26 protein-coding genes are annotated in these 21,487 nt (G+C 63.5%); 20 read left to right on the top strand and 6 right to left on the bottom strand.

What is annotated here, in order from left to right; all coding sequences use genetic code 11:
* Positions 1-134 precede the first annotated feature (134 nt).
* Positions 135-512 (bottom strand): hypothetical protein, encoded by a 378-nt coding sequence (locus ACP92_RS25125; protein ID WP_232284957.1) that lies wholly within the window; start codon positions 510-512, stop codon positions 135-137.
* Here ACP92_RS25125 and ACP92_RS20745 point away from each other — a divergent pair.
* From ACP92_RS20745 to ACP92_RS20720, 7 genes are all read left to right on the top strand, one after another.
* Positions 406-804 (top strand): DUF2244 domain-containing protein, encoded by a 399-nt coding sequence (locus ACP92_RS20745; protein WP_232284950.1) that lies wholly within the window; start codon positions 406-408, stop codon positions 802-804. The two genes, ACP92_RS25125 and ACP92_RS20745, sit on opposite strands and share 107 nt — an antisense overlap.
* Positions 805-826: 22 nt before the next feature.
* A complete protein-coding gene (gene coxB, locus ACP92_RS20740; protein ID WP_013236088.1) occupies positions 827-1,987 on the top strand; it encodes a cytochrome c oxidase subunit II in 1,161 nt (386 codons plus the stop codon).
* Positions 1,988-2,005: 18 nt separating this feature from the next.
* On the top strand, positions 2,006-3,625 hold the full coding sequence (gene ctaD, locus ACP92_RS20735) for a cytochrome c oxidase subunit I (protein WP_013236087.1): 1,620 nt from the start codon (positions 2,006-2,008) through the stop codon (positions 3,623-3,625).
* Positions 3,626-3,678: 53 nt separating this feature from the next.
* The gene (locus ACP92_RS24990; protein ID WP_208857376.1) at positions 3,679-3,789 is read left to right on the top strand and encodes a cytochrome oxidase small assembly protein; all 111 of its coding nucleotides are present in this window, start codon (positions 3,679-3,681) and stop codon (positions 3,787-3,789) included.
* Entirely contained in the window at positions 3,786-4,358 is a 573-nt protein-coding gene (locus tag ACP92_RS20730; protein ID WP_013236086.1) for a cytochrome c oxidase assembly protein, read from the top strand. The genes ACP92_RS24990 and ACP92_RS20730 overlap by 4 nt, the downstream gene beginning before the upstream one ends.
* 80 nt (positions 4,359-4,438) lie before the next feature.
* Positions 4,439-4,615 carry a DUF2970 domain-containing protein gene (locus ACP92_RS20725; protein WP_048348747.1) on the top strand — a complete coding sequence of 59 codons (177 nt, stop codon included), beginning with the start codon at positions 4,439-4,441 and terminating at the stop codon, positions 4,613-4,615.
* Between the two features lie 157 nt (positions 4,616-4,772).
* Positions 4,773-5,633, top strand: coding sequence for a cytochrome c oxidase subunit 3 (locus tag ACP92_RS20720; protein ID WP_013236084.1), 861 nt, complete (start codon positions 4,773-4,775; stop codon positions 5,631-5,633).
* Positions 5,634-5,716: 83 nt separating this feature from the next.
* Here the strand turns inward: ACP92_RS20720 and ACP92_RS20715 are convergent, their stop codons facing one another.
* Entirely contained in the window at positions 5,717-5,917 is a 201-nt protein-coding gene (locus ACP92_RS20715; protein WP_013236083.1) for a twin transmembrane helix small protein, read from the bottom strand.
* A 114-nt stretch (positions 5,918-6,031) separates the two neighbouring features.
* Here ACP92_RS20715 and ACP92_RS20710 point away from each other — a divergent pair, with 114 nt between their 5' ends.
* The 5 genes from ACP92_RS20710 to ACP92_RS20690 are packed head-to-tail and all read left to right on the top strand — an operon-like array spanning position 6,032 to position 10,032.
* Positions 6,032-6,754 (top strand): SURF1 family protein, encoded by a 723-nt coding sequence (locus ACP92_RS20710; protein ID WP_013236082.1) that lies wholly within the window; start codon positions 6,032-6,034, stop codon positions 6,752-6,754.
* 46 nt (positions 6,755-6,800) lie between these two features.
* Positions 6,801-7,367: an SCO family protein gene (locus ACP92_RS20705; RefSeq protein ID WP_013236081.1), complete on the top strand. Its 567-nt coding sequence runs from the start codon at positions 6,801-6,803 to the stop codon at positions 7,365-7,367.
* Between the two features lie 43 nt (positions 7,368-7,410).
* Positions 7,411-8,547, top strand: coding sequence for a COX15/CtaA family protein (locus tag ACP92_RS20700; RefSeq protein ID WP_013236080.1), 1,137 nt, complete (start codon positions 7,411-7,413; stop codon positions 8,545-8,547).
* The gene (gene cyoE, locus ACP92_RS20695) at positions 8,544-9,437 is read left to right on the top strand and encodes a heme o synthase (protein WP_013236079.1); all 894 of its coding nucleotides are present in this window, start codon (positions 8,544-8,546) and stop codon (positions 9,435-9,437) included. The genes ACP92_RS20700 and cyoE overlap by 4 nt, the downstream gene beginning before the upstream one ends.
* A 4-nt stretch (positions 9,438-9,441) precedes the next feature.
* Entirely contained in the window at positions 9,442-10,032 is a 591-nt protein-coding gene (locus tag ACP92_RS20690; protein ID WP_013236078.1) for an SCO family protein, read from the top strand.
* Between the two features lie 108 nt (positions 10,033-10,140).
* On the opposite strand, the gene rpoH is transcribed toward ACP92_RS20690, so the two are convergent.
* A complete protein-coding gene (gene rpoH / locus ACP92_RS20685) occupies positions 10,141-11,040 on the bottom strand; it encodes an RNA polymerase sigma factor RpoH (protein WP_013236077.1) in 900 nt (299 codons plus the stop codon).
* 420 nt (positions 11,041-11,460) lie between these two features.
* On the opposite strand from rpoH, the gene ACP92_RS20680 reads away from it, so the two are divergent.
* Positions 11,461-12,564, top strand: a complete 1,104-nt coding sequence (locus ACP92_RS20680; RefSeq protein WP_232284875.1) for an Abi family protein — start codon at positions 11,461-11,463, stop codon at positions 12,562-12,564.
* Positions 12,565-12,585: 21 nt separating this feature from the next.
* Here ACP92_RS20680 and ftsX read toward each other — a convergent pair whose 3' ends face one another.
* Genes ftsX through ftsY form a run of 3 tightly spaced genes read right to left on the bottom strand, consistent with a single transcriptional unit; the run spans position 12,586 to position 15,393 of the window.
* Entirely contained in the window at positions 12,586-13,509 is a 924-nt protein-coding gene (ftsX, locus tag ACP92_RS20675; RefSeq protein WP_013236075.1) for a permease-like cell division protein FtsX, read from the bottom strand.
* Positions 13,506-14,198: a cell division ATP-binding protein FtsE gene (locus ACP92_RS20670; RefSeq protein ID WP_013236074.1), complete on the bottom strand. Its 693-nt coding sequence runs from the start codon at positions 14,196-14,198 to the stop codon at positions 13,506-13,508. The genes ftsX and ACP92_RS20670 overlap by 4 nt, the downstream gene beginning before the upstream one ends.
* Positions 14,199-14,202: 4 nt before the next feature.
* Positions 14,203-15,393 (bottom strand): signal recognition particle-docking protein FtsY, encoded by a 1,191-nt coding sequence (gene ftsY, locus ACP92_RS20665; protein WP_081441928.1) that lies wholly within the window; start codon positions 15,391-15,393, stop codon positions 14,203-14,205.
* Positions 15,394-15,559: 166 nt separating this feature from the next.
* On the opposite strand from ftsY, the gene ACP92_RS20660 reads away from it, so the two are divergent.
* The 7 genes from ACP92_RS20660 to ACP92_RS20630 all read left to right on the top strand — a co-directional run bounded on the left by ACP92_RS20660 (position 15,560) and on the right by ACP92_RS20630 (position 21,468).
* The gene (locus ACP92_RS20660) at positions 15,560-16,939 is read left to right on the top strand and encodes a M16 family metallopeptidase (protein ID WP_013236072.1); all 1,380 of its coding nucleotides are present in this window, start codon (positions 15,560-15,562) and stop codon (positions 16,937-16,939) included.
* Between the two features lie 17 nt (positions 16,940-16,956).
* On the top strand, positions 16,957-17,616 hold the full coding sequence (locus ACP92_RS20655; protein WP_013236071.1) for a ParA family protein: 660 nt from the start codon (positions 16,957-16,959) through the stop codon (positions 17,614-17,616).
* 25 nt (positions 17,617-17,641) lie between these two features.
* Positions 17,642-18,958 carry a M16 family metallopeptidase gene (locus tag ACP92_RS20650; protein ID WP_013236070.1) on the top strand — a complete coding sequence of 439 codons (1,317 nt, stop codon included), beginning with the start codon at positions 17,642-17,644 and terminating at the stop codon, positions 18,956-18,958.
* A 46-nt stretch (positions 18,959-19,004) separates the two neighbouring features.
* Positions 19,005-19,679 (top strand): 16S rRNA (guanine(966)-N(2))-methyltransferase RsmD, encoded by a 675-nt coding sequence (rsmD, locus tag ACP92_RS20645; RefSeq protein WP_013236069.1) that lies wholly within the window; start codon positions 19,005-19,007, stop codon positions 19,677-19,679.
* Positions 19,680-19,715: 36 nt separating this feature from the next.
* Positions 19,716-20,198: a pantetheine-phosphate adenylyltransferase gene (gene coaD, locus ACP92_RS20640; protein WP_006461533.1), complete on the top strand. Its 483-nt coding sequence runs from the start codon at positions 19,716-19,718 to the stop codon at positions 20,196-20,198.
* A 44-nt stretch (positions 20,199-20,242) separates the two neighbouring features.
* The gene (locus tag ACP92_RS20635; RefSeq protein WP_013236068.1) at positions 20,243-20,503 is read left to right on the top strand and encodes a YfhL family 4Fe-4S dicluster ferredoxin; all 261 of its coding nucleotides are present in this window, start codon (positions 20,243-20,245) and stop codon (positions 20,501-20,503) included.
* 77 nt (positions 20,504-20,580) lie between these two features.
* Positions 20,581-21,468, top strand: coding sequence for a DMT family transporter (locus ACP92_RS20630; RefSeq protein WP_013236067.1), 888 nt, complete (start codon positions 20,581-20,583; stop codon positions 21,466-21,468).
* Positions 21,469-21,487: the final 19 nt, after the last annotated feature.

The raw sequence follows: 21,487 nt of genomic DNA, 5'->3' as shown, positions 1-21,487 counted from the left end.
GCGCGCCTCGCAAGGCCGCCCCCCTGGCCGTTGGTGGACTCAGGCGGACCGCCAGGGGCGGCTCTGCCCACGCCTCTATGGGCAATGCGGCGGTGCGTGCTTGATCCATGTCGACGTTAGCCCTTATACTCAAATCAGGAAAAAAATACACTGCAAGAAATTCCAGCAAGAACAAATAGCAAGAATAAATAAAAACCGCAAAACGGATAGCCACGGATAGCGCCCCTGTCGGGCAGATCGAGCCAGCCGTACAGGACCGATTGCCGCATCCAGTGAATCCCGCTGCGGATCGAAAGAGAGACACGCTCGACCCAATCCAGGTGGCGAGGTGCTATGGAGACGCGGGAATGGATATTGAAGCGCAATTGTTCGATTGCGCCACGCCAGTTGGCGTGGGTCTTCGCAATCCTTTGTACGGTTTCACTGACAGTCGCACTGGGCTTCACGCTGCACGGCGCCTGGATCATTCTGGTTTTTTCATTCATTGAGTCAACGGCGGTGGGCGCGGCCATGCTGGTCTACGCCCGTCACGCCACGGATCGCGAAGTGGTAAGGCTGGCCGACGAGGGCCTGGTCGTCGAGGTGACGCAGGGTAGTCGGTCCAGCCGCAGCACGCTGCACTGGCAGGGCATGCGCATTGACTATCCTGTGGGCCGCCAGGCGCTGGTGGCCCTGGAGAGCCGGGGGCAGCGCGTGGAAGTGGGGCGGTTCATGAACGAAGGCCAGCGCCGCGAGTTCGCCCGCGAACTCCAGCGCGAACTCTCGGCCAGGACCGGCGCAATGGCTGCAGTCTCATTCTTATAATTTTGGGCTTTAGAGGAAATCCATGAAACTTGCGAAGCGCCTTCAATCCTTGATCCTTGGTGCCTCGCTGCTGGCGGCCGGCTTGCCGGCCTGGGCAGTGGTGGACAGTCCGGGGGGACCGGCCGTGTTGCAGATGAATTTCCAGCCCCCGGTGACCAAGATCGCCGAGCAGATCTATGACCTGCACATCCTCATGCTCATCATCTGCCTGGTCATCTTCGTGGCCGTGTTCGGCGTGATGTTCTACTCCATCATCAAGCACCGCAAGTCGGTTGGCCACAAGGCCTCCACCTTCCATGAAAGCACGGCGGTCGAGATCGCCTGGACCGTGGTGCCGTTCCTGATCGTCATCGGCATGGCCCTGCCGGCCACCAAGACGGTGGTGGCGATGAAGGACACCTCCAATGCCGACCTCACCATCAAGGTCACCGGCATGCAGTGGAAGTGGGGCTATGACTATCTCAAGGGCGAAGGCGAGGGCATCTCCTTCCTCTCCAACCTGGCCACGCCGCGCGAGCAGGTCACCGATCCCTCGCTGAAGAAGAACGACAACTACCTCATCGAAGTGGATAACCCGGTGGTCGTACCGGTTAACAAGAAGGTACGCATTGTTACCACCGCCAATGACGTCATCCACTCCTGGACCATTCCCGCCTTCGGCGTGAAGCAGGACGCCATTCCCGGCTTCGTGCGCGACACCTGGTTCCGCGCCGAGAAGATTGGCACCTATCGCGGCCAGTGCGTGGAGCTGTGCGGCAAGGACCACGCCTTCATGCCCATCGTGGTCAACGTGGTCAGCGAAGACGATTACAAGCAGTGGGTCGATGGCAAGAAAAAGGAAATGGCCGCCAAGGCTGATGATCCCAACAAGACCTGGACCGTGGACGAGTTGAAGCAACGCGGCGAGAAGGTCTATGCGGCCAATTGCGTGACCTGCCACCAGGCCAACGGCAAGGGTGTGCCGGGGGCATTCCCGGCGCTGGACGGCAGCCCCGTGGTCAACGGTCCCAAGGATGGCCAGATCCACCTTGTGCTCAACGGCAAGAACGCCATGCCGCCCTGGAAGGGTGTGTTGAACGACACCGAGATCGCCGCCGTGATCACCTACACGCGCAACAGCTGGTCCAACAAGGCCCAGGAAAACATCGTGCAGCCCGCCGAAGTGCTGGCCGCCCGCAAGTAATCGTTTGGAGAACCGGACATGACTACCACTGTCGATCACGCCCCCGATCATTCGCACGATCACGGGCATGGGCATGCACATGACGACCACGCGCACGATCATCCGCATGGCTGGCGCCGCTGGCTCTTCGCCACCAACCACAAGGACATCGGCACGCTCTACCTGTGGTTCTCGTTCACCATGCTGCTCTCGGGTGGCGTGCTGGCGCTGTTGATCCGGGCCGAGCTGTTCCAGCCGGGCCTGCAGTTCTTCCGCCCCGAATTCTTCAACCAGTTGACCACCATGCACGGCCTGGTGATGGTGTTCGGCGCGATCATGCCGGCCTTCGTGGGCTTCGCCAACTGGATGATCCCGCTGCAGATCGGCGCCTCCGACATGGCCTTTGCGCGCATGAACAACTTCTCGTTCTGGCTGCTGCCACCGGCCGCGTTGCTGCTGGCCGGCTCCTTCCTGGTGCCGGGCGGCGCCACAGCCGCCGGCTGGACGCTGTATGCACCGCTGTCCACCCAGATGGGACCGGGCATGGACATGGGCATCTTCGCCATGCACATCATGGGCGCGTCGTCCATCATGGGCTCGATCAACATCATCGTCACCATCTTGAACATGCGCGCCCCTGGCATGACGCTGATGAAGATGCCCATGTTCTGCTGGACCTGGCTCATCACCGCCTATCTGCTCATCGCCGTGATGCCGGTGCTGGCCGGCGCCATCACCATGACGCTGACCGACCGCCACTTCGGCACCTCCTTCTTCAACGCTGCCGGCGGCGGGGACCCGGTGATGTACCAGCACATCTTCTGGTTCTTCGGCCACCCCGAGGTCTACATCATGATCCTGCCGGCCTTCGGCATCGTCTCGCAGATCATCCCGGCCTTCGCGCGCAAGCCGCTGTTCGGCTATGCCTCGATGGTGTACGCCACCGCCTCGATTGCGATCCTGTCCTTCATCGTCTGGGCGCACCACATGTTCACCACCGGCATGCCGGTGACCGCGCAGCTGTTCTTCATGTACGCCACCATGTTGATTGCGGTGCCGACCGGCGTGAAGATCTTCAACTGGATCGCCACCATGTGGCGCGGCTCCATGACCTTCGAGACGCCGATGCTGTTCTCGGTGGGCTTCATCTTCGTCTTCACCATGGGCGGCTTTACCGGCCTGATCCTGGCCGTCACCCCCATCGACATCCAGATGCAGGATACCTACTACGTGGTGGCCCACTTCCACTACGTGCTGGTGGCCGGCTCCCTGTTTGCGCTCTTCGCCGGTTACTACTACTGGGGCCCGAAGTGGACCGGCTTCATGTACAACGAATGGCGCGGCAAGTTCCACTTCTGGGCTTCGCTGATCACCTTCAACATCACCTTCTTCCCGATGCACTTCCTGGGTCTGGCGGGCATGCCGCGCCGCTATGCGGACTACCCGGCGCAGTTCACCGACTTCAACATGATCGCCTCCATCGGCGCCTTCGGGTTCGGGCTGTCGCAGGTGTACTTCCTGTTCTTCGTCGTGATCCCGTCGATCAAGGGCGGCAAGCAGGCCGAGGCCAAGCCCTGGGAAGGCGCCGAAGGCCTGGAATGGACCGTGCCCAGCCCGGCCCCCTTCCACACCTTCGAAGAACCGCCGGTGGTGAAGTGATCCGCTGTGGATAAGATAGACAAGCAAGCACTCGTGAAGCAAAGGCCGACGCCATGACTGCACGCAAGAAACCCAACAACCTGCGCACCGGCCTGCTGCTGGGGCTGGTGGCGCTGGCCTTCTTCATCGGCATCTTCATCAACCGCATCTGGTTTGCCCAATGAGCCAACACGATGATCCGCTGCAGGACCAGGAAGAACGCGGCCTGAACCGCGTGATGCTGCGCAAGCTGCTGGTGGTGGCGGTGTTGATGTTCGGCTTTGGCTACGCGCTCATCCCGGTCTATCGCAAGATCTGCGAAGTGACCGGCGTGAACTTCCTCACGCCCAAGGACGTGACGGTGGAAGCGCCCGCCAATACCCAGATCGACAAGTCGCGCACCATCACCGTGGAGTTCGACGGCAATGCCCAGGGGCCGTGGCGTTTCCGCCCCACGGTGACGAGCATGCAGGTCCATCCCGGCGAGATGACCCAGGTGACCTACGAAGTGGTCAACACGCAATCGCGCAACGTCGATGCCCAGGCCATTCCGAGCTACGCGCCGCAGCAATCGGCGGCGTTCTTCAAGAAGGTGGAGTGCTTCTGCTTTACCCAGCAGACGCTGGGGCCCAACCAGGCCAAGCAGATGCCGGTGGTGTTCTATATCGATCCGAAGCTGCCCAAGGACGTGACCACTATCACGCTGTCCTATACCTTCTTCGAGATCAATGGCAAGGACAAGACCGCAGGCTGAGCAGGAGTGCTCTGCAAGGAGGCAGTTTGACAGATGAACTGAAGCAGGCCGCGCAGCGCAGGGCCTCGTTTGGGGCGACGATGAAGGCGGTGTTCTGGTCCTTCTTCGGCGTGCGCAAGCGCAAGGATTATGAATCGGATGCGGCCAGGTTGAATCCGGTCCACGTGATCATCGCCGGCATCCTGGGCGCTGCCTTGTTCGTGGCGGTGCTGGTGATCATCGTCAAGCTGGTGGTGGGCAGCGCAACAGGGCAATGATCAGCGCGCTTGGCCGGATAGATGATCAGCTTGATCGAGTAGCAATTTATTTAGTCATTGAAGACCTGGAAGTTAGTTTTGTCTTTCCAAAAACTAAGGAAAGCCAAAGCGTGCAGGACCAGGCCACAACCATCGGATTTCGTACCGGGAGAAGAACATGAGTTCTCAGCAAGCCAAGGCGCCCCACTATTTCGTTCCAGGCCCGTCACGCTGGCCGATGATGGCGGGCATTTCCATGCTCATCACCATGATCGGGGCCTCGGCCTGGGTCAATGGTGTGTCGTGGGCCCCTTATGTCAACATCCTCGGCATCCTGATGGTGCTGGTGGTCTTGTACTACTGGTTCGGTGACGCCATCCGCGAGTCCGAGTCCGGCCTCTACAGCGAGCGCATCGATCTGTCCTACCGCTGGAGCATGAGCTGGTTCATCTTTTCGGAGGTGATGTTCTTCGCGGCCTTCTTCGGTGCGCTGTTCTACGCCCGCAGCATCACCATGCCCTGGCTGGCCGATCTGGACCACAAGCTGATCTGGCCGGACTTCGCTGGCCAGTGGGGCAATGTCGGCCCGGCCGGCACGGTGGAAAACTTCACCACCATGGGACCGTTCCCCATCCCCACCATCAACACGCTGCTGCTGCTGACCTCGGGCGTGACGCTGACCATCTCGCACCACGCCATGCGCGCCGGCCATCGCACGCAGACGGCAGTGTGGCTGTTCCTGACCATCCTGCTGGGGGCGGTCTTCATGGGCTTCCAGGCCTATGAATATATCCACGCCTACAGCGAGCTGAACCTCAAGTTGAGCTCGGGCATCTATGGCTCGACCTTCTTCATGCTGACCGGCTTCCACGGCTTCCATGTGACCATGGGCGCCATCATGCTGTCGGTGGTGCTCTATCGCGTGCTGCGCGGGCACTTCACGCCCACCCATCACTTCGCCTTCGAAGGCGCGGCCTGGTACTGGCACTTCGTGGACGTGGTGTGGCTGGGCCTGTATGTGGTGGTGTACTGGCTGTAAGGCTGCCGCTGCCGGCGTTGCCGTCCCGCGAAAAAGCCGCACCGAGGTGCGGCTTTTTCATGCGGCCTGGCCGGGGAGGGGGCTCAGCGGATGCCGGTGGGCTGTATCCAGCCCAGCTTGTAGCTCAGCAGGATGAACAGGAACAGCGCCACCGAAAAGCCTACCCGCAAGGTCAGCGCCTGTACGGTGCGGTTGCTCTTGCCCTTGTCGCGCATGAGGAAGATCAGCGCCGAGGCCAGGCTGGCCAGGATCAGGATGAAGGCGATGGCGACGACGATTTTCATGGCGGCAGATTTCCTGTCTCGGTAGCGCAGCTTGCGGTATGCTGCGGTGGATTGCCTGGATTTCTTAGTTTTTGTAGTGCGTTTTCTTAGTTCATTGTAAGTCCAAACTAACTAATGCCAACCAGATTCCGTTTCCGGATCATTCCTTTCTGCGCCATGCTCATCGTGGCCGCCGCCGGCATCGCACTGGGGCAATGGCAGACCCATCGGGCGCAGGAAAAGCAGGCCCTGCAAGCGCGCATGCAAGCCCGCGCCGCCGAGGCGCCCTTGTCTGCACTGCCTCCTGATGATCAATCGCTGCAGGATGAATTCCGCCAGGTCAGCTTGCGTGGTCAGTTCATCCCGCAATGGACGCTCTATCTGGAAAATCGTCCCCACCAGGGCGCCGTCGGCTTCCATGTCCTGACCCTGTTCAAGCCGGAGGGCAGCGCGCAGGCCGTGGTAGTGGCGCGTGGATGGGCGCCGCGTGACGCCGTTGATCGCACCCGGGTGCCACAGTCGCCGCCGGCCCAGGGGACGACCGAAGTGCAAGGCCTGCTGCGCCGGGATGCCGGACATGTCCTGCAACTGGGACAGGCCGATGCACCCAGGCCCGGCGCCATCCTGCAGAATCTCGACCTGGCGGCCTTGGCGCAGGCGTCCGGGATGCCGCTGTCGGGCTTTGTGATCGAGCAGGGCGGGGACGTGAGCGACGGGTTGCTGCGCGACTGGCCCGCGCCCTCGCTGGGCATCGACCGGCACCGAGGCTATGCCGTGCAGTGGTATGCACTGGCGGCGATGGCTGTTCTCTTTTTCATCGTGACAGGATTCAGACGTGGCCGTAACGACAAAACCTGATGCCCCCAGCAAGACCGATCCGGGCGAGGCCGCTCGCCGCCGCCGCATGGGCCGCTGGAAGATGCTGGCCGTGGTGGCGGTCTGTGCCGCGCCGATGATCGCGTCCTATCTCACCTATTACGTCATCAAGCCGCAGAGCCGCAACAACTATGGCGCGCTGATCGATCCGCGCCAGTATCCGATCCCCGACCTGGGCAGCCGCGCCATCGATGGCAGCCCGGCCACGCTGGCCGATTACCGGGGCAAGTGGGTGATGCTGCAGGTCGATGGCGGTGACTGTGCTGAACCCTGTCGGCAGAAACTGTTCACCCTGCGCCAGCTGCGGCTGATGCAAGGTAAGGAGATGGAGCGCATCGAGCGGGTCTGGCTGGTGACGGATCGCCAGCCCATCGAGACGCTGCTCCTGCGCGAATACGACGGAACCGATATCCTTAGGGTCGATGCCGGCAAGCTCAGGTCCTGGTTGCCGGTGGATGCCGGGACCTCGGTAGAGGACCATATCTACCTGATCGATCCGCTGGGCAACCTGATGATGCGTTTTCCCAAGGACCCTGATCCCGGCAAGATGAAGAAAGACATTTCCAAGCTGCTGCGGGCCTCGTCGATAGGATGAGGGCCGCAGCGGGCGCTGTGCGATGACGTAAGTTTGATTCAAGATGACTGCAACGATGCTGATACAACTGGGCCTGACCGGGCTCGTGGTGGCCCTCATTCCGCTGGCCGTGGTGTGGCGCGCCCAGGGCGCGGCCAACAAATACCGCAAGCTGGTGTGGGTGACGCTGTTCTTTACCTTCGACCTGATCATGTTCGGCGCTTTCACGCGCCTGACCGACTCCGGCCTGGGCTGTCCCGACTGGCCGGGCTGCTACAGCCACGCCAATCCCCTGCTGGCGCATGAACACATCAATGCCGCCCAGGAAGCCATGCCCACCGGGCCGGTCACCTGGGCCAAGGCCTGGATCGAAATGACCCACCGCTATTTCGCCATGGCCGTGGGCTTCCTGATCATCGTGCTGATGGTGGCGGCGTGGTGGCGCTGGATCAGATCGGGCAAGACCGAGTTGCAGTTCCGGCCCTGGTTCCCGACAGCGCTGCTGGGCTTTGTTTGCCTGCAGGGCGCGTTTGGCGCGTGGACCGTGACGATGAAGCTGCAGCCCATCATCGTCACGCTGCATCTGCTGCTGGGCCTGAACCTGCTGGCCATGCTGACCTGGCTGGCCGCGCGGCAGGAGCCGCACCTGCCGGTGTCCCCGGCCGGCCGCGCGCTGATCGTGCCGGCCACCCTGGGCGCTGCGCTGCTGGGCTTGCAGATCGCGCTGGGCGGCTGGGTCAGCACCAATTACGCCGCGCTGGCCTGTACCGACTTTCCCTTGTGCGACGGCAAGCTGGTGCCGGACATGGATTTTGCGCATGGCTTTACGCTCTGGCGCCACCTGGGCATGACTTCCGGCGGCGACTACCTGCCTTTCCAGGCGCTGACGGCGATCCACTGGGTGCATCGCAGCTTTGCCTTTGTCGTCATCTTGTATGTTGTATGGCTGGCACACCGCGCCCTGCGTGAAGAAGGGCTGCGCAAGACCGGCCGCTGGCTCCTGACCGTGCTGGGTTTGCAGCTCTGTACTGGGCTGGCGACCATCTATCTGAACTGGCCCCTGGCCATTGCCGTGGTCCACAACGGCGGCGCGGCGCTGCTGGTGATCCTGATGGTCATGTTAAACTACAAGGTCCGTTACGCACCCTCCGGCCAGGCCATCGCTGCTCCACCAGCCACCGCCCGGCCCGTCACGCCATGACCACATTGACCGCCCAACCCAACCGCATCGCCCAGTACTGGGCACTGACCAAGCCGCGCGTGACGCAGCTGGCGGTGTTCTGTGCCGTGATCGGCATGTTCCTTTCCACGCCTGATCTGCCGGACTGGCACAAGGTCATCTTCGGCACGCTGGGCATCTGGTTGCTGGCCGGCGCGGCCTTCGCCATCAACTGCCTGGTCGAGCGCGAGATCGATTCGCGCATGGCCCGTACCGCCCGCCGCCCCATGGCGCGGGGCGAGATCACGGTAGGCCAGACCCTGGTGTTCTCGGGTGTGCTCGGCGGCCTGGGCATGTGGGTGCTGTACAACCTGGTCAACCCGCTGACCATGTGGCTGACCTTCGCCACCTTCGTCGGCTACGCCATCATCTACACCATCGTCCTCAAGCCCGCCACCTCGCAGAACATCGTCATCGGCGGCCTGGCCGGCGCGATGCCGCCGGCGCTGGGCTGGGCGGCGATGGCCAACGACGTGCCCATGCAAGCCTGGGTGCTGGTGATGATCATCTTCATCTGGACCCCGCCGCACTTCTGGGCGCTGGCCATGTATCGCCGCGATGACTACGCCAAGTCCGGCCTGCCCATGCTGCCCATCACCCATGGCATGGACGTGACCAAGCTGCACGTGCTCATGTACACCATCGCGCTCTTCGCGGTGAGCCTGCTGCCCTTTGCCATCGGCATGAGCGGGCTGATCTATCTGGGCACGGCGGTCGTGCTGGGAGCGATCTTCTTCTGGTATTCGTGGCAGATGTACCGTCGCTACACCGACCTGATCGCGCGCAAGGCCTTTGCCTATTCCATCGTCTACCTGTCCATCCTGTTCGCGGTGCTGCTGGTGGACCACTATTTCCTGTTCCGTAGCTTCTGAACCCATGAAAAGATTCCTCTCGGCCCTGCTGCTGGCCGGATGCGCGACCTTGCTGGCCGCCTGCGGGCCGTCCAAGCCTGAGCTGAAGTTCAACAATACCGATGTCACCGGGCTGGACTATGCCAAGGACTTCGCCCTGACCGACCACACCGGCAAGCCGCGCACCCTGGCCGATTTCAAGGGCAAGGTGGTGGTGATGTTCTTCGGCTACACGCAATGCCCGGATGTCTGCCCGACCACCATGGTCGAGATGTCCAATGTGATGAAGGAACTGGGGCCGGATGCGGACAAGGTGCAGGTGCTGTTCGTGACCGTCGACCCCGAGCGCGATACCCAGGAAGTGCTGTCGCAATACGTGCCAGCCTTCGACAAGCGTTTCCTCGGCCTGCGCGGCGACCAGCAGCAGACCGAGAAGGTCGCCAAGGAATTCAAGGTGTTCTACCAGAAGGTCCCGGGCAAGCAGCCGGGCAGCTATACCATGGACCACACCGCGGGCAGCTACGTGTTCGATCCGCAGGGCCGTATCCGCCTCTTCGTCAAGCACGGCCAGGGGCCGCAGACGCTGGCGCATGACATCAAGCTGTTGCTGTCCTGATGGCTTGAAACGATATCAATCGTCTGGTTGGTCTGGATAACAAGAAAGGCGCCCTCGGGCGCCTTTGTTGTTGGTACTGCCGACTCGTACTGAGCCGCCAGGAGCCGATCAGGAATAGGCCTGAAGCGAGGTCTTCATCTTCTTCAGCGCCACCGCCTCGATCTGGCGGATACGCTCGGCCGAGACGCCGAACTCGTCAGCCAGCTCGTGCAGCGTCGCCCCGGAGCCATCGTCATTGGCCAGCCAGCGGGCCTCGACAATGCGGCGCGAGCGCTCATCCAGCTTGGACAGTGCGGCTTCCAGGCCTTCGGACTGCAGGCGGTCGTACTGCTTGGCCTCGATCACGCGGGTCGGCTCCGAATTGTCCGACGACAGGTAGGCGATGGGCGCGAACTTGTCATCTTCATCATCGGTGGGCGATTCCAGGGCGATGTCGCGACCGGACAGACGGGTTTCCATCTCGATCACTTCCTCGCGCTTGACGTCCAGGGTCTTGGCCAGGGCCTCGACCTGGGCCGGCGTCATCGCGTCCAGACCTTCCTTGTGGCTGCGCAGGTTGAAGAACAGCTTGCGTTGGGCCTTGGTGGTCGCCACCTTGACCAGGCGCCAGTTCTTCAGGATGTACTCGTGGATCTCGGCCTTGATCCAATGCATGGCATAGGACACCAGGCGCACGTTCTGGGCCGGGTCGAAGCGCTTGACGGCCTTCATCAGGCCGATATTGCCTTCCTGGATCAGGTCGGCGTGCGGCAGGCCGTAGCCCAGGTAGCCACGGGCGATCGAGACCACCAGGCGCAGGTGCGACAACACCATCTTCTGGGCGGCGCCCAGATCGTTCTTTTCGCGCAGGTCGCGGGCCAGCTTGACCTCTTCCTCGTGGGTCAGCATGGGCAGGCGGTTCACTGCCGAGATATACGCGTCGATGTTGCCCAGGCTGCCGGAAAAACCCAGCGCGAGTGCATTGGACTCGGCAGGCATGAGTGCAGTTTGTGCAGACGCAGTTTTCATGGATTCTCCTTGGTTCCTAACGGAAACAGTGTGAAGCGGTAGAGTCGCGCACCAGAGCCAGACTGGTCTGTGCTGCGACGCGATTTGATGCATGACCCCAAAAGTGGAGCATTTCGATAAGGTATTCTAGCACTCGTCACCCAGGAGTGCTAATAGCATGAAAGTGAAGGTTCAATAGCGACAAGCTATTGCTCTTCCGATGACCATTGCATTCTTTCCCCTCCATATTAGTCGTGTTCGGGCGACAAAAGTTGCGATCCGGGTCAACCGCGGCCCAGAAACTTGTAACAAATTTTGTGGCGGAAAAGGACGGGCGGGGATGAGGGGTGGCGAGGCCATGTCTGCCACCCACAGTCAGCAAGCAGACTCGTCAACAGACGAGAATATCCCTGCGAAGAAGACGGTCGGGCAGGCGAATTATTGTTGCAGCGCAGTTCGAACGCTAAAATTTCCCGCCAGAAAGTCCAAAGCCCGCTGCTGCGGGCTTTGTCCTCAATTTACAGGGGCACGACCGGTTGCCCGGAAAACCCCTGTCTCTATGCGTCGAAGTATAGCACTCTGCGTTTTGCGCTTTCAACCCATATGCAGAAACACTTCTCGACGCCGCGTCTGGCGGCCCTCGATAGCTTCTTTGTCACCACTTCGCACCGCGACGCGCTGGGATGCTATGCCTGGAACCAGGCGGTCAGCGCTGGCTTTCTGCCACTTCTGGCTGATGTCGAGGTTTCTCTGCGAAACGCTTTGCATCGTGCTTTATCCCAGTATTTTCACGCGGTCGACTCATCAGACTGGATGATGCCCCGGCCCAATCCGGCCCACGGCATCAATCCTGCGGCTCCTGTTCAGTTGCCGCCTGTCCACAAGCTCACGCCCAAGGCGCGCGAAGATGTGGTTTCGGCAATGGGAAAGATCAAGGCTCGCAAGCCGGCTGGCTACCTCGTGAGCCCGGATGATGTCGTCGCAGCCTTGCCCTTTGGTTTCTGGGAAGTGCTCATTGCCGGGCTGGCCCATCGGTCCCAGCCGCCCGGGTTGCAGGCGGCAATTCTGGCCGCGGCTTTTCCCTACGCGGCTGACACGGCGACTACGCCCTACGGCAGTCAGGATTTCAGGATGCGGTTGGTCAAGCTGCTCAAGAGAATCCGCGACATCCGCAACCGCATCGGTCATCACGAGGCATTGTGGAGCACACCGGAGTTCAATGTGTTCGGTGTACTGGGACACATCCCCCGCCGGCCCCGGCACACCGTGAACAGCCTGCGCAAGTTTGCGGAAAAGCTCTCCTGGTTTGGCGGCTGGATCGATCCGGGCATCTCGGCTTATATGCAAAACAATGACCACTGGTGGTCACTGCAGGTCCTGCTTCAACGGCAGGCGCTGGCAACTTATCGCGTGCTTGGGGGCGCAGTTGGCACTTACCGCCGTCTTCTGGAGGCGACCCGCACACCGGCCAATGGAACCATGCCTACGCTGCGCACACGGCACAAACGGCACAAACGGCGAATTGTCGACCGTTACTATTTCTGATGGGGATGCGGGTAGTTACGCTCAAGCCCCACGCGCCATCTGCCTGCGCACCGACAACATGGCCCCGAACAAGCCCAGCAATGCGCTCACTGCCAGCAGCAGTCCGATGGCCATCGGGCTGGGCAGGGCCAGCTGGAATTCGGAGGCATACAGATGGGCGAAATCCAGGATGGCCGCATTGAGCGGCTGCTGCGCCGCCACCACCAGCCCCAGCGCCACCAGCCCGGCGCACACGCCCAGCAGGGCGCCGGTGTAGTAGAAGGGACGATAGATGAAGGAATTGGTCGCCCCGAACAGGCGCGAGACCTCGATCTCATCGCGTTGCGTCATCACCTGCAGGCGGATGGTGTTGAACACCACCGCCACCACCACCGCACCCAGCGTGATGCCCAGGAACAGCAGCACCAGCCGCAGGATGCGCAGCAGCGCCGCCAGCCGCTTGACCCATTCGGAATCGATCTGCACCGTATCCACGCCGGCCTGCTTCTGCAACTGCTGGGCGATCTGATCCACCCGGCCCGCATCCATGGCGTTCTGGAAGCCCGGCAGGCGCAGCACATAGCTGTCCGGCAGCGGGTTGCTGCCCAGCGTGTTGAGCACATCGGCCAGCCCGGTCTTGCTCTTCAAGGCATCAAAGGCCTTTTCGCGCGGGATGAATTCGACCTTGCCCACGGTATTGCTGTCCTTGAGCACCTGGCTGATGGTCTTGCCCAGGGCCTGTGCGGCTTCGCGGCTGGCGTCGGGCTTCATGAAGATGCTGATCTCGGGTTCCACCGACATCTGGTCCGAGATCGGACGCACATTCTCCAGCGCCGACAGCCCGGCAAAGGGCAGGGCCAGCGCAATCGACACCACCAGCACGTTCAGCAGGAAATTGCCGGGCGAGCGCAGCAGGTGGCGCAGGGCGTCGCCGATGGCGGCGAAATGCTGTCGGAGCCAGTTCATGGCGACACCTCCACGGGATTGGCCACGCCGTTGTGCCAGCCATCGACGATGCGGCCACGGTCCAGGTAGATGATGCGATCGGCGCCGGTCAGGAATTGTTCGTCATGGGTGGAGATCAGGCAGGTCACGCCTACGCCATGGAAGGATTTCAAGGCCGCCAGCACCTTGTTGGCATTGGCCCGGTCCAGGTTGGCGGTGGGCTCGTCGGCCAGGATGATCTGCGGACGGTTGACGATGGCGCGGGCGATGGCCACGCGCTGCTGTTCGCCGCCGGACAGCTCCATCGGCTCGCACATGGCCTTGCCCAGCAGGTCCACCTTGTCCAGCGCGGCGCGGGCGCGCCTTTCGGCGTCCTGGCGCGAGGAACCGGTGACGATCAGCGGCAGCATCACGTTGGACAGAAGATTGCGGTCCAGCAAGAGTTTCTGTTGCTGGAAGATCAGCCCCAGGTTGCGCCGCAGGTAGGGCAGGCCGGACGCCTTGAGTCCGCCGATGTCGGTGCCGTTCACCGCGAGCTTGCCCGCGGTCGGACGCTCGATGGCGGCGATCATCTTCAGCAGCGTCGATTTACCCGCGCCCGAGGGACCGGCCAGGAAGATCAGCTCGCCCTTCCTGACCGACAGCGTGATGTCGCGCAGGGCATAGACCTCGCGCGCGTATTGCTTGGAAACCCGGGTAAATTCAATCATCGTTTCAACTCAGGAGGGCGTCGACGAATTCGGTGGCGTTGAAGGCCTGCAGGTCTTCGATCTGTTCACCCACGCCGATGAAGTACAGCGGCACCGGACGGGTCTTGGCGATGGCGGCCAGGATGCCGCCCTTGGCCGTGCCGTCCAGCTTGGTCACCACCAGGCCGGTCAGTCCCAGCGCATCATCGAAGGCCTTCACCTGGGCCAGGGCATTCTGGCCGGTGTTGCCGTCGATGACCAGCAGCACTTCGTGGGGCGCTGAGTGCATCGCCTTGCCAATGACCCGTTTGATCTTCTTGAGTTCATCCATCAGGTGCAATTGCGTAGGCAGACGGCCGGCGGTATCGACCATCACCACATGGGTGCCGCGCGCCTGCGCCGAATGCACCGAGTCATAGGCCACCGCAGCCGGGTCACCGGACTCCTGGGCAATCACCTGGACATTGTTGCGTTCGCCCCAGACCGCCAACTGTTCGCGGGCGGCGGCGCGGAAGGTGTCGCCTGCGGCCAGCAGCACCGACTGGCCATGCGCCTGCAGATGCAGCGCCAGCTTGCCGATGGTGGTGGTCTTGCCGGCGCCGTTGACGCCGGCGATCATCATCACCAGCGGTTTGTCGCGGCCCAGCACCAGCGGACGCTGCAGCGGCTGCAGCAGTTCGATGAGCAGGGTGCGCAGGGCCGTGCGCACCTGGGCGGCTTCGGTCAGGCGTTCAGCCTTGACCTTCTTCTTCAGTTCGTCCAGCAGCCACTGGGTGGCCTCGACGCCGGCGTCGGAGACCAGCAGGGCCGATTCCAGCTCTTCGTAGAGATCCTCGTCGATGCGCGCGCCGACGAAGAGCGTGGTCAGGTTGCTGGAGGTCTTGGACAGGCCCGCCTTCAGGCGCGACAGCCAGGAACGCTTGGCTTCGGGCGCCGGGGCCGGGGCGGGGACGATCTCGGCTTCCTCGGCTTGTTCGGTCACCTCGGCCACAGGCTCGACGGCGGCGACCGGGGCAACCGGGGCAACCGGAGCAGCAGGCGTAGGAGCAACAGGCGCGACAGGCGCCGCCGGAGGCGTCACCGCCGGTGCGGCAGCAGCAGGGGCCGGCGCCGCCGGGGCGGCAGGTTGGGGCGCGGCTGGCGGCGCCGGTTCGGATTGGGGCGGCAGCGCTGGCTGCGCTTCCGGTTTGGGTTTTCTCTTGAAGAAACTGAACATCGGGTGGCGATAGGCTGGATTCGGGCTGCGGCCGGGCGGAAAGGCGGGATGGGGGCGGGCGTGGCTACCCTGACAACCGCAGGGGACAGGTTACAATGCCCCATCCCCAAGACCCGCGCGTGGCCGCCAGGGTCAATGAATCCAGCATTTTATCAGAGCACAGCCCATGAAATTGAAGATCAGAGCCCTCCTGGCCAGCGCGCTGCTGGGCCTTTTCGCCAGCAGCCCGATGCTGGCCCAGGCCGAGCCGGCGCGCCAGTTCGTGCTGGGCAATGGCATGAAGGTGATCGTCAAGGAAGACCGGCGCGCCCCCACGGCGGTGCAGATGGTCTGGTACAAGGTGGGCGGCATCGATGAAGTCAACGGTCTGACCGGCGTCTCCCATGCGCTGGAACACATGATGTTCAAGGGCACCAGGAACCACAAGGTCGGCGAGTTCAGCCGCCTGGTGGCCGAACTGGGCGGCCAGGAAAACGCCTTCACCGCCAATGACTTCACCGCCTACTTCCAGCAGATCGAGAAGAGCCACCTGGAAAAGGTGATGGCGCTGGAAGCTGACCGCATGGCCAACCTGCAGTTCGACGCCGCCGAGTTCGCCAAGGAAATCCGCGTCATCATGGAAGAGCGCCGCTGGCGCACCGACGACCAGCCCATGGGCCTGCTGAACGAAGCCCTGAACGCCGCCGCCTGGACCGCCCACCCCTACCACCACCCGGTCGTGGGCTGGATGGACGACCTGCAGCACATGAGCGTGCAGGACATCGCCGCCTGGTACCGTCAATGGTACGCCCCCAACAACGCCACCCTGGTGGTGGCCGGTGATGTCGACGCCCAGCGCGTGCTGGCGCTGGCGCGCAAGTATTTTGGCAAGATTCCCGCCCGCCGCTTGCCCGCAGGCAAGCCCCAGAACGAGCCGCAGCAGCTGGGCATGCGCCGCGTCACCGTCAAGGCCCCGGCCGAGAATCCCTATGTGGTGATGGCCTGGAAGACGCCGGCCCTGCGCCAGGTTGAGCAGGACCAGGACGTCTACGCCCTGGACGTGCTCTCGGCCGTGCTGGACGGCTATGACAACGCCCGCCTGAGCGCCAGCCTGGTGCGCACCGGCGGCAAGGCCACTGCAGTGGGCGCCAGCTACAGCGGCGTGGCGCGCGGGCCGGTGCTGTTCACCCTGGAAGGTAGTCCCGCCGAGGGCGTCACGACCGCGCAGCTCGAGGGCCTGCTGCGCGGCGAGGTCGAGCGCATCGCCCGCGAAGGCGTGTCCGAGCAGGAGCTGCAGCGGGTCAAGACGCAACTGATCGCCTCCCAGGTCTACAAGCGCGACTCGGTCTTCGGCCAGGCCATGGAAATCGGCATGATGGAAACCGCCGGCCTGGGCCAGCAGAACATCGACCGCATCATCGAACGCTTGAAGAGCGTCACGGCAGCCCAGGTGCAGGCCGTCGCGCAACAGTACTTCCAGGACGACACCCTCACTGTCGCCACCCTGGTGCCGCTGCCGCTGGCGGGCAAGAAGCCCGCGCCGCCGCCGGCCGGGCTGCTGCATTAACGTTTCCGGAGAGAACCATGCCTGTCATCGTCATCGCCAACCCCAAAGGGGGCGTGGGCAAGACCACCCTGGCCACCAACCTGGCCGGTTACTTCGCCAGCCAGGGCCACGGCGCGCTGCTGGGCGATATCGACCGCCAGCAGTCCTCGCGCGCCTGGCTGTCCATCCGGCCCGAGCAGGCGCGCCCCATCGCCACCTGGGACATCAACGAAGACTACGTCGCCAAGCCGCCCAAGGGCACTACCCATGTGGTGCTCGACACGCCCGCCGGCCTGCACGGCTGGCGACTCAACGACGCCCTCAAGATGGCCGACAAGATTCTGGTACCGCTGCAACCCTCCATCTTCGACATCCTCGCCACCCAGGATTTCCTGCGCCGTCTGGCCGATGAAAAGGCGGTGCGCGCCGGCGAGATCGATGTCGGCATCGTCGGCATGCGCGTGGATGCGCGCACCCGTTCGGCCGAGCAGCTGCAGCGTTTCATCGAGGGCCTCAAGCTGCCGGTGCTGGGCTACCTGCGCGATACGCAGAACTACGTGCAACTGGCCGCGCATGGCCTCACGCTCTGGGACGTGGCCCCATCGCGCGTGCAGCGCGACCTCGACCAGTGGCAGCCGGTGCTGGACTGGGTGGGCCAGACCAAGGGCGGCCCCAAGGCTGACTCCAAGGGCGACTGAAGCGCCCGTCCAATCCTCGATCTCCATGAAAAAATTTCTCTGTCTCCTGATCCTGCCCCTGGGCCTGCTGGCCAGCCTGCCGGCCGCCGCCGCCCTGGCCATCCAGTCCTGGACCCAGCCCGACGGTGCGCGCGTGCTGTTCGTTCCCAATCACGCCATTCCCATGCTGGATGTGAGCGTGCAGTTCGACGCCGGCCAGCGCCGCGACCCGGCCGGCAAGGCCGGCCTGGCCGAACTGACGGTGGCCAGCCTCACCCGCGGCGTGACCGACGCCAGCGGTACGCTGACCGAAGCGCAGATCCTGGACGGCTTTGCCGACGTCGCCGCCCAGCAGCACGACGGTGCCGGGCAGGACCGCGCCGGGGTGAGCCTGCGCACGCTGTCTTCGCCGGCCGAACGGGAGGCCGCCTTGACGCTGCTGGCGCGCATGCTGGCCCATCCCAGCTTCCCGCAGGCCAGCCTGGAACGCGACCGCGCGCTGGCCATTGCCAATATCAAGGAAGAACTGACCAAGCCTGAAGTCATCGCCGAAAAGGCCTTCATGCATGCCGCCTACGGCAGCCACCCGTATGCGATGGACGCCAGCGAAGCCAGCATGCAGGCCATCACCCGCGAGGATCTGCAGGCCTTCCACCGGGCGCACTACGTGGCCAATCGCGCGGTCATCGCCCTGATCGGGGATATCAATCTCGAGCAGGCGCGCGCCATTGCCAGCGCCCTCACGCGCGAGCTGCCGCAGGGCGCGGCCTTGCCCGCGCTGCCGCCGGTGGTGGCGCCCAAGGGCAGCGAAGAGCGCATTGCCCATCCCGCCTCGCAATCGCACATCCTCATCGGCGCGCCGGCCATCCAGCGCGGCGACCCGGATTTCTTCGCGCTCACGGTGGGTAACTACGTGCTGGGCGGCGGCGGCTTCGTCTCGCGCCTGACCGATGAAGTGCGGGAAAAACGCGGCCTGAGCTACAGCGTCTACAGCGGCTTCTCGCCACTGGCCCAGCCCGGGCCCTTCCAGATCGGCCTGCAGACCAAGAAGGAACAGACCGCCGAAGCCCTGCGCGTGACCCGCGTCACGCTGGACAAATTCATGCAGGAGGGCCCCACTGCCGCCGAGCTCAAGGCGGCCAAGGACAACCTGGCCGGCGGCTTCGCCCTGCGCATCGACAGCAATGCCAAGCTGCTGGAGAACCTCTCGGTGATCGGCTTCTATGGCCTGCCGCTGGATTACCTGGATCACTGGATCGAACGCATCCGCGCCGTGAGCGTGCAGGACGTGCGCGCAGCCTTCCGCAAGCATGTGCATCCGGAAGAATTGTCCACCATCATCGTCGGCGAAAGCGCCCCCTAGACCCTTCATCCCCTAATCCCCCAAGTTGCAGGCAGCAAGGAATTCCATGAGCAAGAGCAGTCCCTCCCGTCCCGGCGGCAAGCCGGCCAAGCCCGGCAAGCCCAGCAAGCCCGCCAATGGCGGCCCGCACCAGGTGCGCATCATCGGCGGCCAGTGGAAGCGCACCCCCTTGCCGGTGCTGGACGCCGAAGGCCTGCGGCCCACACCGGATCGGGTGCGCGAGACCGTCTTCAACTGGATCACCCATCTCATCGATGGCAACTGGGAAGAGGTGTCCTGCCTGGACCTCTTCGCCGGTTCCGGCGCACTCGGCTTCGAAGCTGCCAGTCGGGGCGCGCGCCGCGTGGTCATGGTCGAGCACAGCGGCCCCGCCGTGCGCCAGCTCGAAGCCAACCGCGACAAGCTCAAGGCCGCCACCCTGGCCATCCTGCGCGGCGACGCCTTGGCGGCGGCGCAGAACGCAGCACAACGCGAGCCGGGCGGCTTCCAGCTGGTCTTCATCGATCCGCCCTATCACCAGGGCTGGCTGGAAAAGGTGCTGCCGGCCTGCCAGCAACTGCTGGCGCCCACAGGCCTGGTCTATGCCGAAGCCGAGTTCGCCCTCGACGGCGCCGACGCCCCCGCATGGATGCAAGCCTGGGAAGTGGTGCGCGCCGACAAGGCCGGCATGGTCTTCTATCATTTATTGCAACGCAAAAGCGGCGCAGGAATTGAGGCATAATGCGGCTTCTGATTGAATAGCCGGTGAGGAGACACCATGGTCACAGCTGTATATCCGGGGACATTCGATCCGCTGACGCGTGGGCACGAGGACCTGGTCCGCCGCGCTTCCGGATTGTTCGACAAGCTGGTCGTGGGCGTAGCCGACAGCAAGAACAAGAAGCCCTTCTTTTCGCTCGAAGAGCGTCTGTCGATCGCCAACGAAGTGCTGGGTCACTATCCCAATGTCCAGGTGGAGAGCTTTTCCGGCCTGTTGAAGGACTTCGTGCGCCAGAACAATGCCCGCGTCATCGTGCGCGGCCTGCGCGCCGTGTCCGACTTCGAATACGAATTCCAGATGGCCGGCATGAACCGCTATCTGTTGCCGGACGTGGAGACGCTGTTCCTGACCCCGTCCGACCAGTATCAATTCATCTCGGGCACCATCGTGCGCGAAATCGCCCAACTGGGCGGCGATGTGTCCAAGTTCGTGTTTCCCTCGGTCGAGAAGTGGCTGAAGGAAAAAATCGCCAAGCAGTGAGGCCAGGCGGAAAACATGATGTTTCAAGCAAGTGAGGGTGGCGTATGGCGCTGATGATTACCGACGATTGCATCAACTGCGACGTCTGCGAGCCGGAATGCCCCAACGAGGCCATCTACATGGGGCCGCAGATCTACGAGATCGATCCTGACAAGTGCACCGAGTGCGTCGGCCACTTCGAGGAGCCCCAGTGCCAGCAGGTCTGCCCGGTGGCCTGCATCCCCTTCAACCCGGCCTGGCGCGAAAGCCGCGAGCAGTTGATGGAAAAGTACGAACGCCTGCAAGCCGAGGCCAAGCGCTCTTGAGGCCGGCCCGGCCCCACCCCGTCCCGATGCCGTCCGGCGCCCTGCCGGACGGCATCTTGCATTTGTAACGGAAGAACATGCAAGTCCTGCCCAAGTCCGCCGTCGCCGCACTGCTCGTCAATACCACCATCTGGGGCCTCTCCTGGACCGCTACCCGCGCCCTGGAAGGCATGGGCCTGCATCCGGTCTGGACCACGGCCGCCATCTTCGGCCTGTGCACTCTGCTGCTGGTGGCGCTGCGCTACCGCGACCTGCCGCAACTGTGGCGGCATCCGGCGCTGCTGTGGGTGGGACTGGCCACGGGCCTGACCAACTCCACCTTCAACGTCGCGGTCGCCTATGGCGATGTGGTGCGGGTGATCCTGCTGTTCTACCTGATGCCGGTCTGGACCGTGATCCTGGCGCGCCTGGTCTTGCACGAAGCCATCACGCCGCGTTCGCTCACGCGCGTAGCGCTGGGCTTGAGCGGCGCCTTCATCGTGCTCTACCAGCCTCGGCTGGGGCTGCCGCTGCCGCAGAGCCTGCCGGACTGGATGGCCGTGGCCGCCGGGCTGCTCTTTGCCATCACCAATGTCTTGCTGCGCCGCTTGCAGGGCCTCTCCGACAGCGCCCGCGCCGTCGCCATGCTGGCCGGCAGCGGCTTGCTGGCGGGCGTCCTGGGGGTGATGCTGGCGTTGGCCGGGGCGATTGCCTGGCCGCTGCATGTGCCGGCCACGGCCTGGCCGCTGGTGGGGGTGTGGGCCTTGCTGTTCCTGGTGTCCAACCTGTGCCTGCAATATGGCGTGGCGCGTCTGCCGGCGACCATCACCTCGGTGATCATGCTGGCCGAAATCCTGGTGGCCAGCCTGTCGGCGTGGTGGTTCGGCGCGGCTGAACTGCGGCCGCAGGACCTCATCGGCGGCATCCTCATCATCGCCGCGCCCTGGCTGGTGCGCGATTCCCGCCCGGTAGCGCAGAGCGCCTGATTGGAACGCATCTCACGCC

Origin of the sequence: Herbaspirillum seropedicae (assembly GCF_001040945.1) — a bacterium.
Taxonomy (GTDB): domain Bacteria; phylum Pseudomonadota; class Gammaproteobacteria; order Burkholderiales; family Burkholderiaceae_D; genus Herbaspirillum; species Herbaspirillum seropedicae.
This window is presented reverse-complemented; position numbering and strand designations above follow the sequence as displayed.

Bases quoted from the DNA above. Each gene is read 5' to 3' on its own strand.
- ACP92_RS20670 (WP_013236074.1), bottom strand. From the start codon at position 14,198: ATGATTGAATTTACCCGGGTTTCCAAGCAATACGCGCGCGAGGTCTAT.
- ACP92_RS20730 (WP_013236086.1), top strand. From the start codon at position 3,786: ATGAGCCAACACGATGATCCGCTGCAGGACCAGGAAGAACGCGGCCTG.
- ACP92_RS20655 (WP_013236071.1), top strand. From the start codon at position 16,957: ATGCCTGTCATCGTCATCGCCAACCCCAAAGGGGGCGTGGGCAAGACC.
- ACP92_RS20725 (WP_048348747.1), top strand. From the start codon at position 4,439: ATGAAGGCGGTGTTCTGGTCCTTCTTCGGCGTGCGCAAGCGCAAGGAT.
- rsmD (WP_013236069.1), top strand. From the start codon at position 19,005: ATGAGCAAGAGCAGTCCCTCCCGTCCCGGCGGCAAGCCGGCCAAGCCC.
- ACP92_RS20715 (WP_013236083.1), bottom strand. From the start codon at position 5,917: ATGAAAATCGTCGTCGCCATCGCCTTCATCCTGATCCTGGCCAGCCTG.
- coxB (WP_013236088.1), top strand. From the start codon at position 827: ATGAAACTTGCGAAGCGCCTTCAATCCTTGATCCTTGGTGCCTCGCTG.
- ACP92_RS20710 (WP_013236082.1), top strand. From the start codon at position 6,032: ATGCCAACCAGATTCCGTTTCCGGATCATTCCTTTCTGCGCCATGCTC.
- ACP92_RS20690 (WP_013236078.1), top strand. From the start codon at position 9,442: ATGAAAAGATTCCTCTCGGCCCTGCTGCTGGCCGGATGCGCGACCTTG.
- ACP92_RS20630 (WP_013236067.1), top strand. From the start codon at position 20,581: ATGCAAGTCCTGCCCAAGTCCGCCGTCGCCGCACTGCTCGTCAATACC.
- ACP92_RS24990 (WP_208857376.1), top strand. From the start codon at position 3,679: ATGACTGCACGCAAGAAACCCAACAACCTGCGCACCGGCCTGCTGCTG.
- ACP92_RS20650 (WP_013236070.1), top strand. From the start codon at position 17,642: ATGAAAAAATTTCTCTGTCTCCTGATCCTGCCCCTGGGCCTGCTGGCC.
- ACP92_RS20720 (WP_013236084.1), top strand. From the start codon at position 4,773: ATGAGTTCTCAGCAAGCCAAGGCGCCCCACTATTTCGTTCCAGGCCCG.
- ftsY (WP_081441928.1), bottom strand. From the start codon at position 15,393: ATGTTCAGTTTCTTCAAGAGAAAACCCAAACCGGAAGCGCAGCCAGCG.
- ACP92_RS20705 (WP_013236081.1), top strand. From the start codon at position 6,801: ATGGGCCGCTGGAAGATGCTGGCCGTGGTGGCGGTCTGTGCCGCGCCG.
- ACP92_RS20635 (WP_013236068.1), top strand. From the start codon at position 20,243: ATGGCGCTGATGATTACCGACGATTGCATCAACTGCGACGTCTGCGAG.
- ctaD (WP_013236087.1), top strand. From the start codon at position 2,006: ATGACTACCACTGTCGATCACGCCCCCGATCATTCGCACGATCACGGG.
- rpoH (WP_013236077.1), bottom strand. From the start codon at position 11,040: ATGAAAACTGCGTCTGCACAAACTGCACTCATGCCTGCCGAGTCCAAT.
- ACP92_RS20660 (WP_013236072.1), top strand. From the start codon at position 15,560: ATGAAATTGAAGATCAGAGCCCTCCTGGCCAGCGCGCTGCTGGGCCTT.
- ftsX (WP_013236075.1), bottom strand. From the start codon at position 13,509: ATGAACTGGCTCCGACAGCATTTCGCCGCCATCGGCGACGCCCTGCGC.
- coaD (WP_006461533.1), top strand. From the start codon at position 19,716: ATGGTCACAGCTGTATATCCGGGGACATTCGATCCGCTGACGCGTGGG.
- ACP92_RS20700 (WP_013236080.1), top strand. From the start codon at position 7,411: ATGACTGCAACGATGCTGATACAACTGGGCCTGACCGGGCTCGTGGTG.
- ACP92_RS25125 (WP_232284957.1), bottom strand. From the start codon at position 512: ATGGCCGCGCCCACCGCCGTTGACTCAATGAATGAAAAAACCAGAATG.
- cyoE (WP_013236079.1), top strand. From the start codon at position 8,544: ATGACCACATTGACCGCCCAACCCAACCGCATCGCCCAGTACTGGGCA.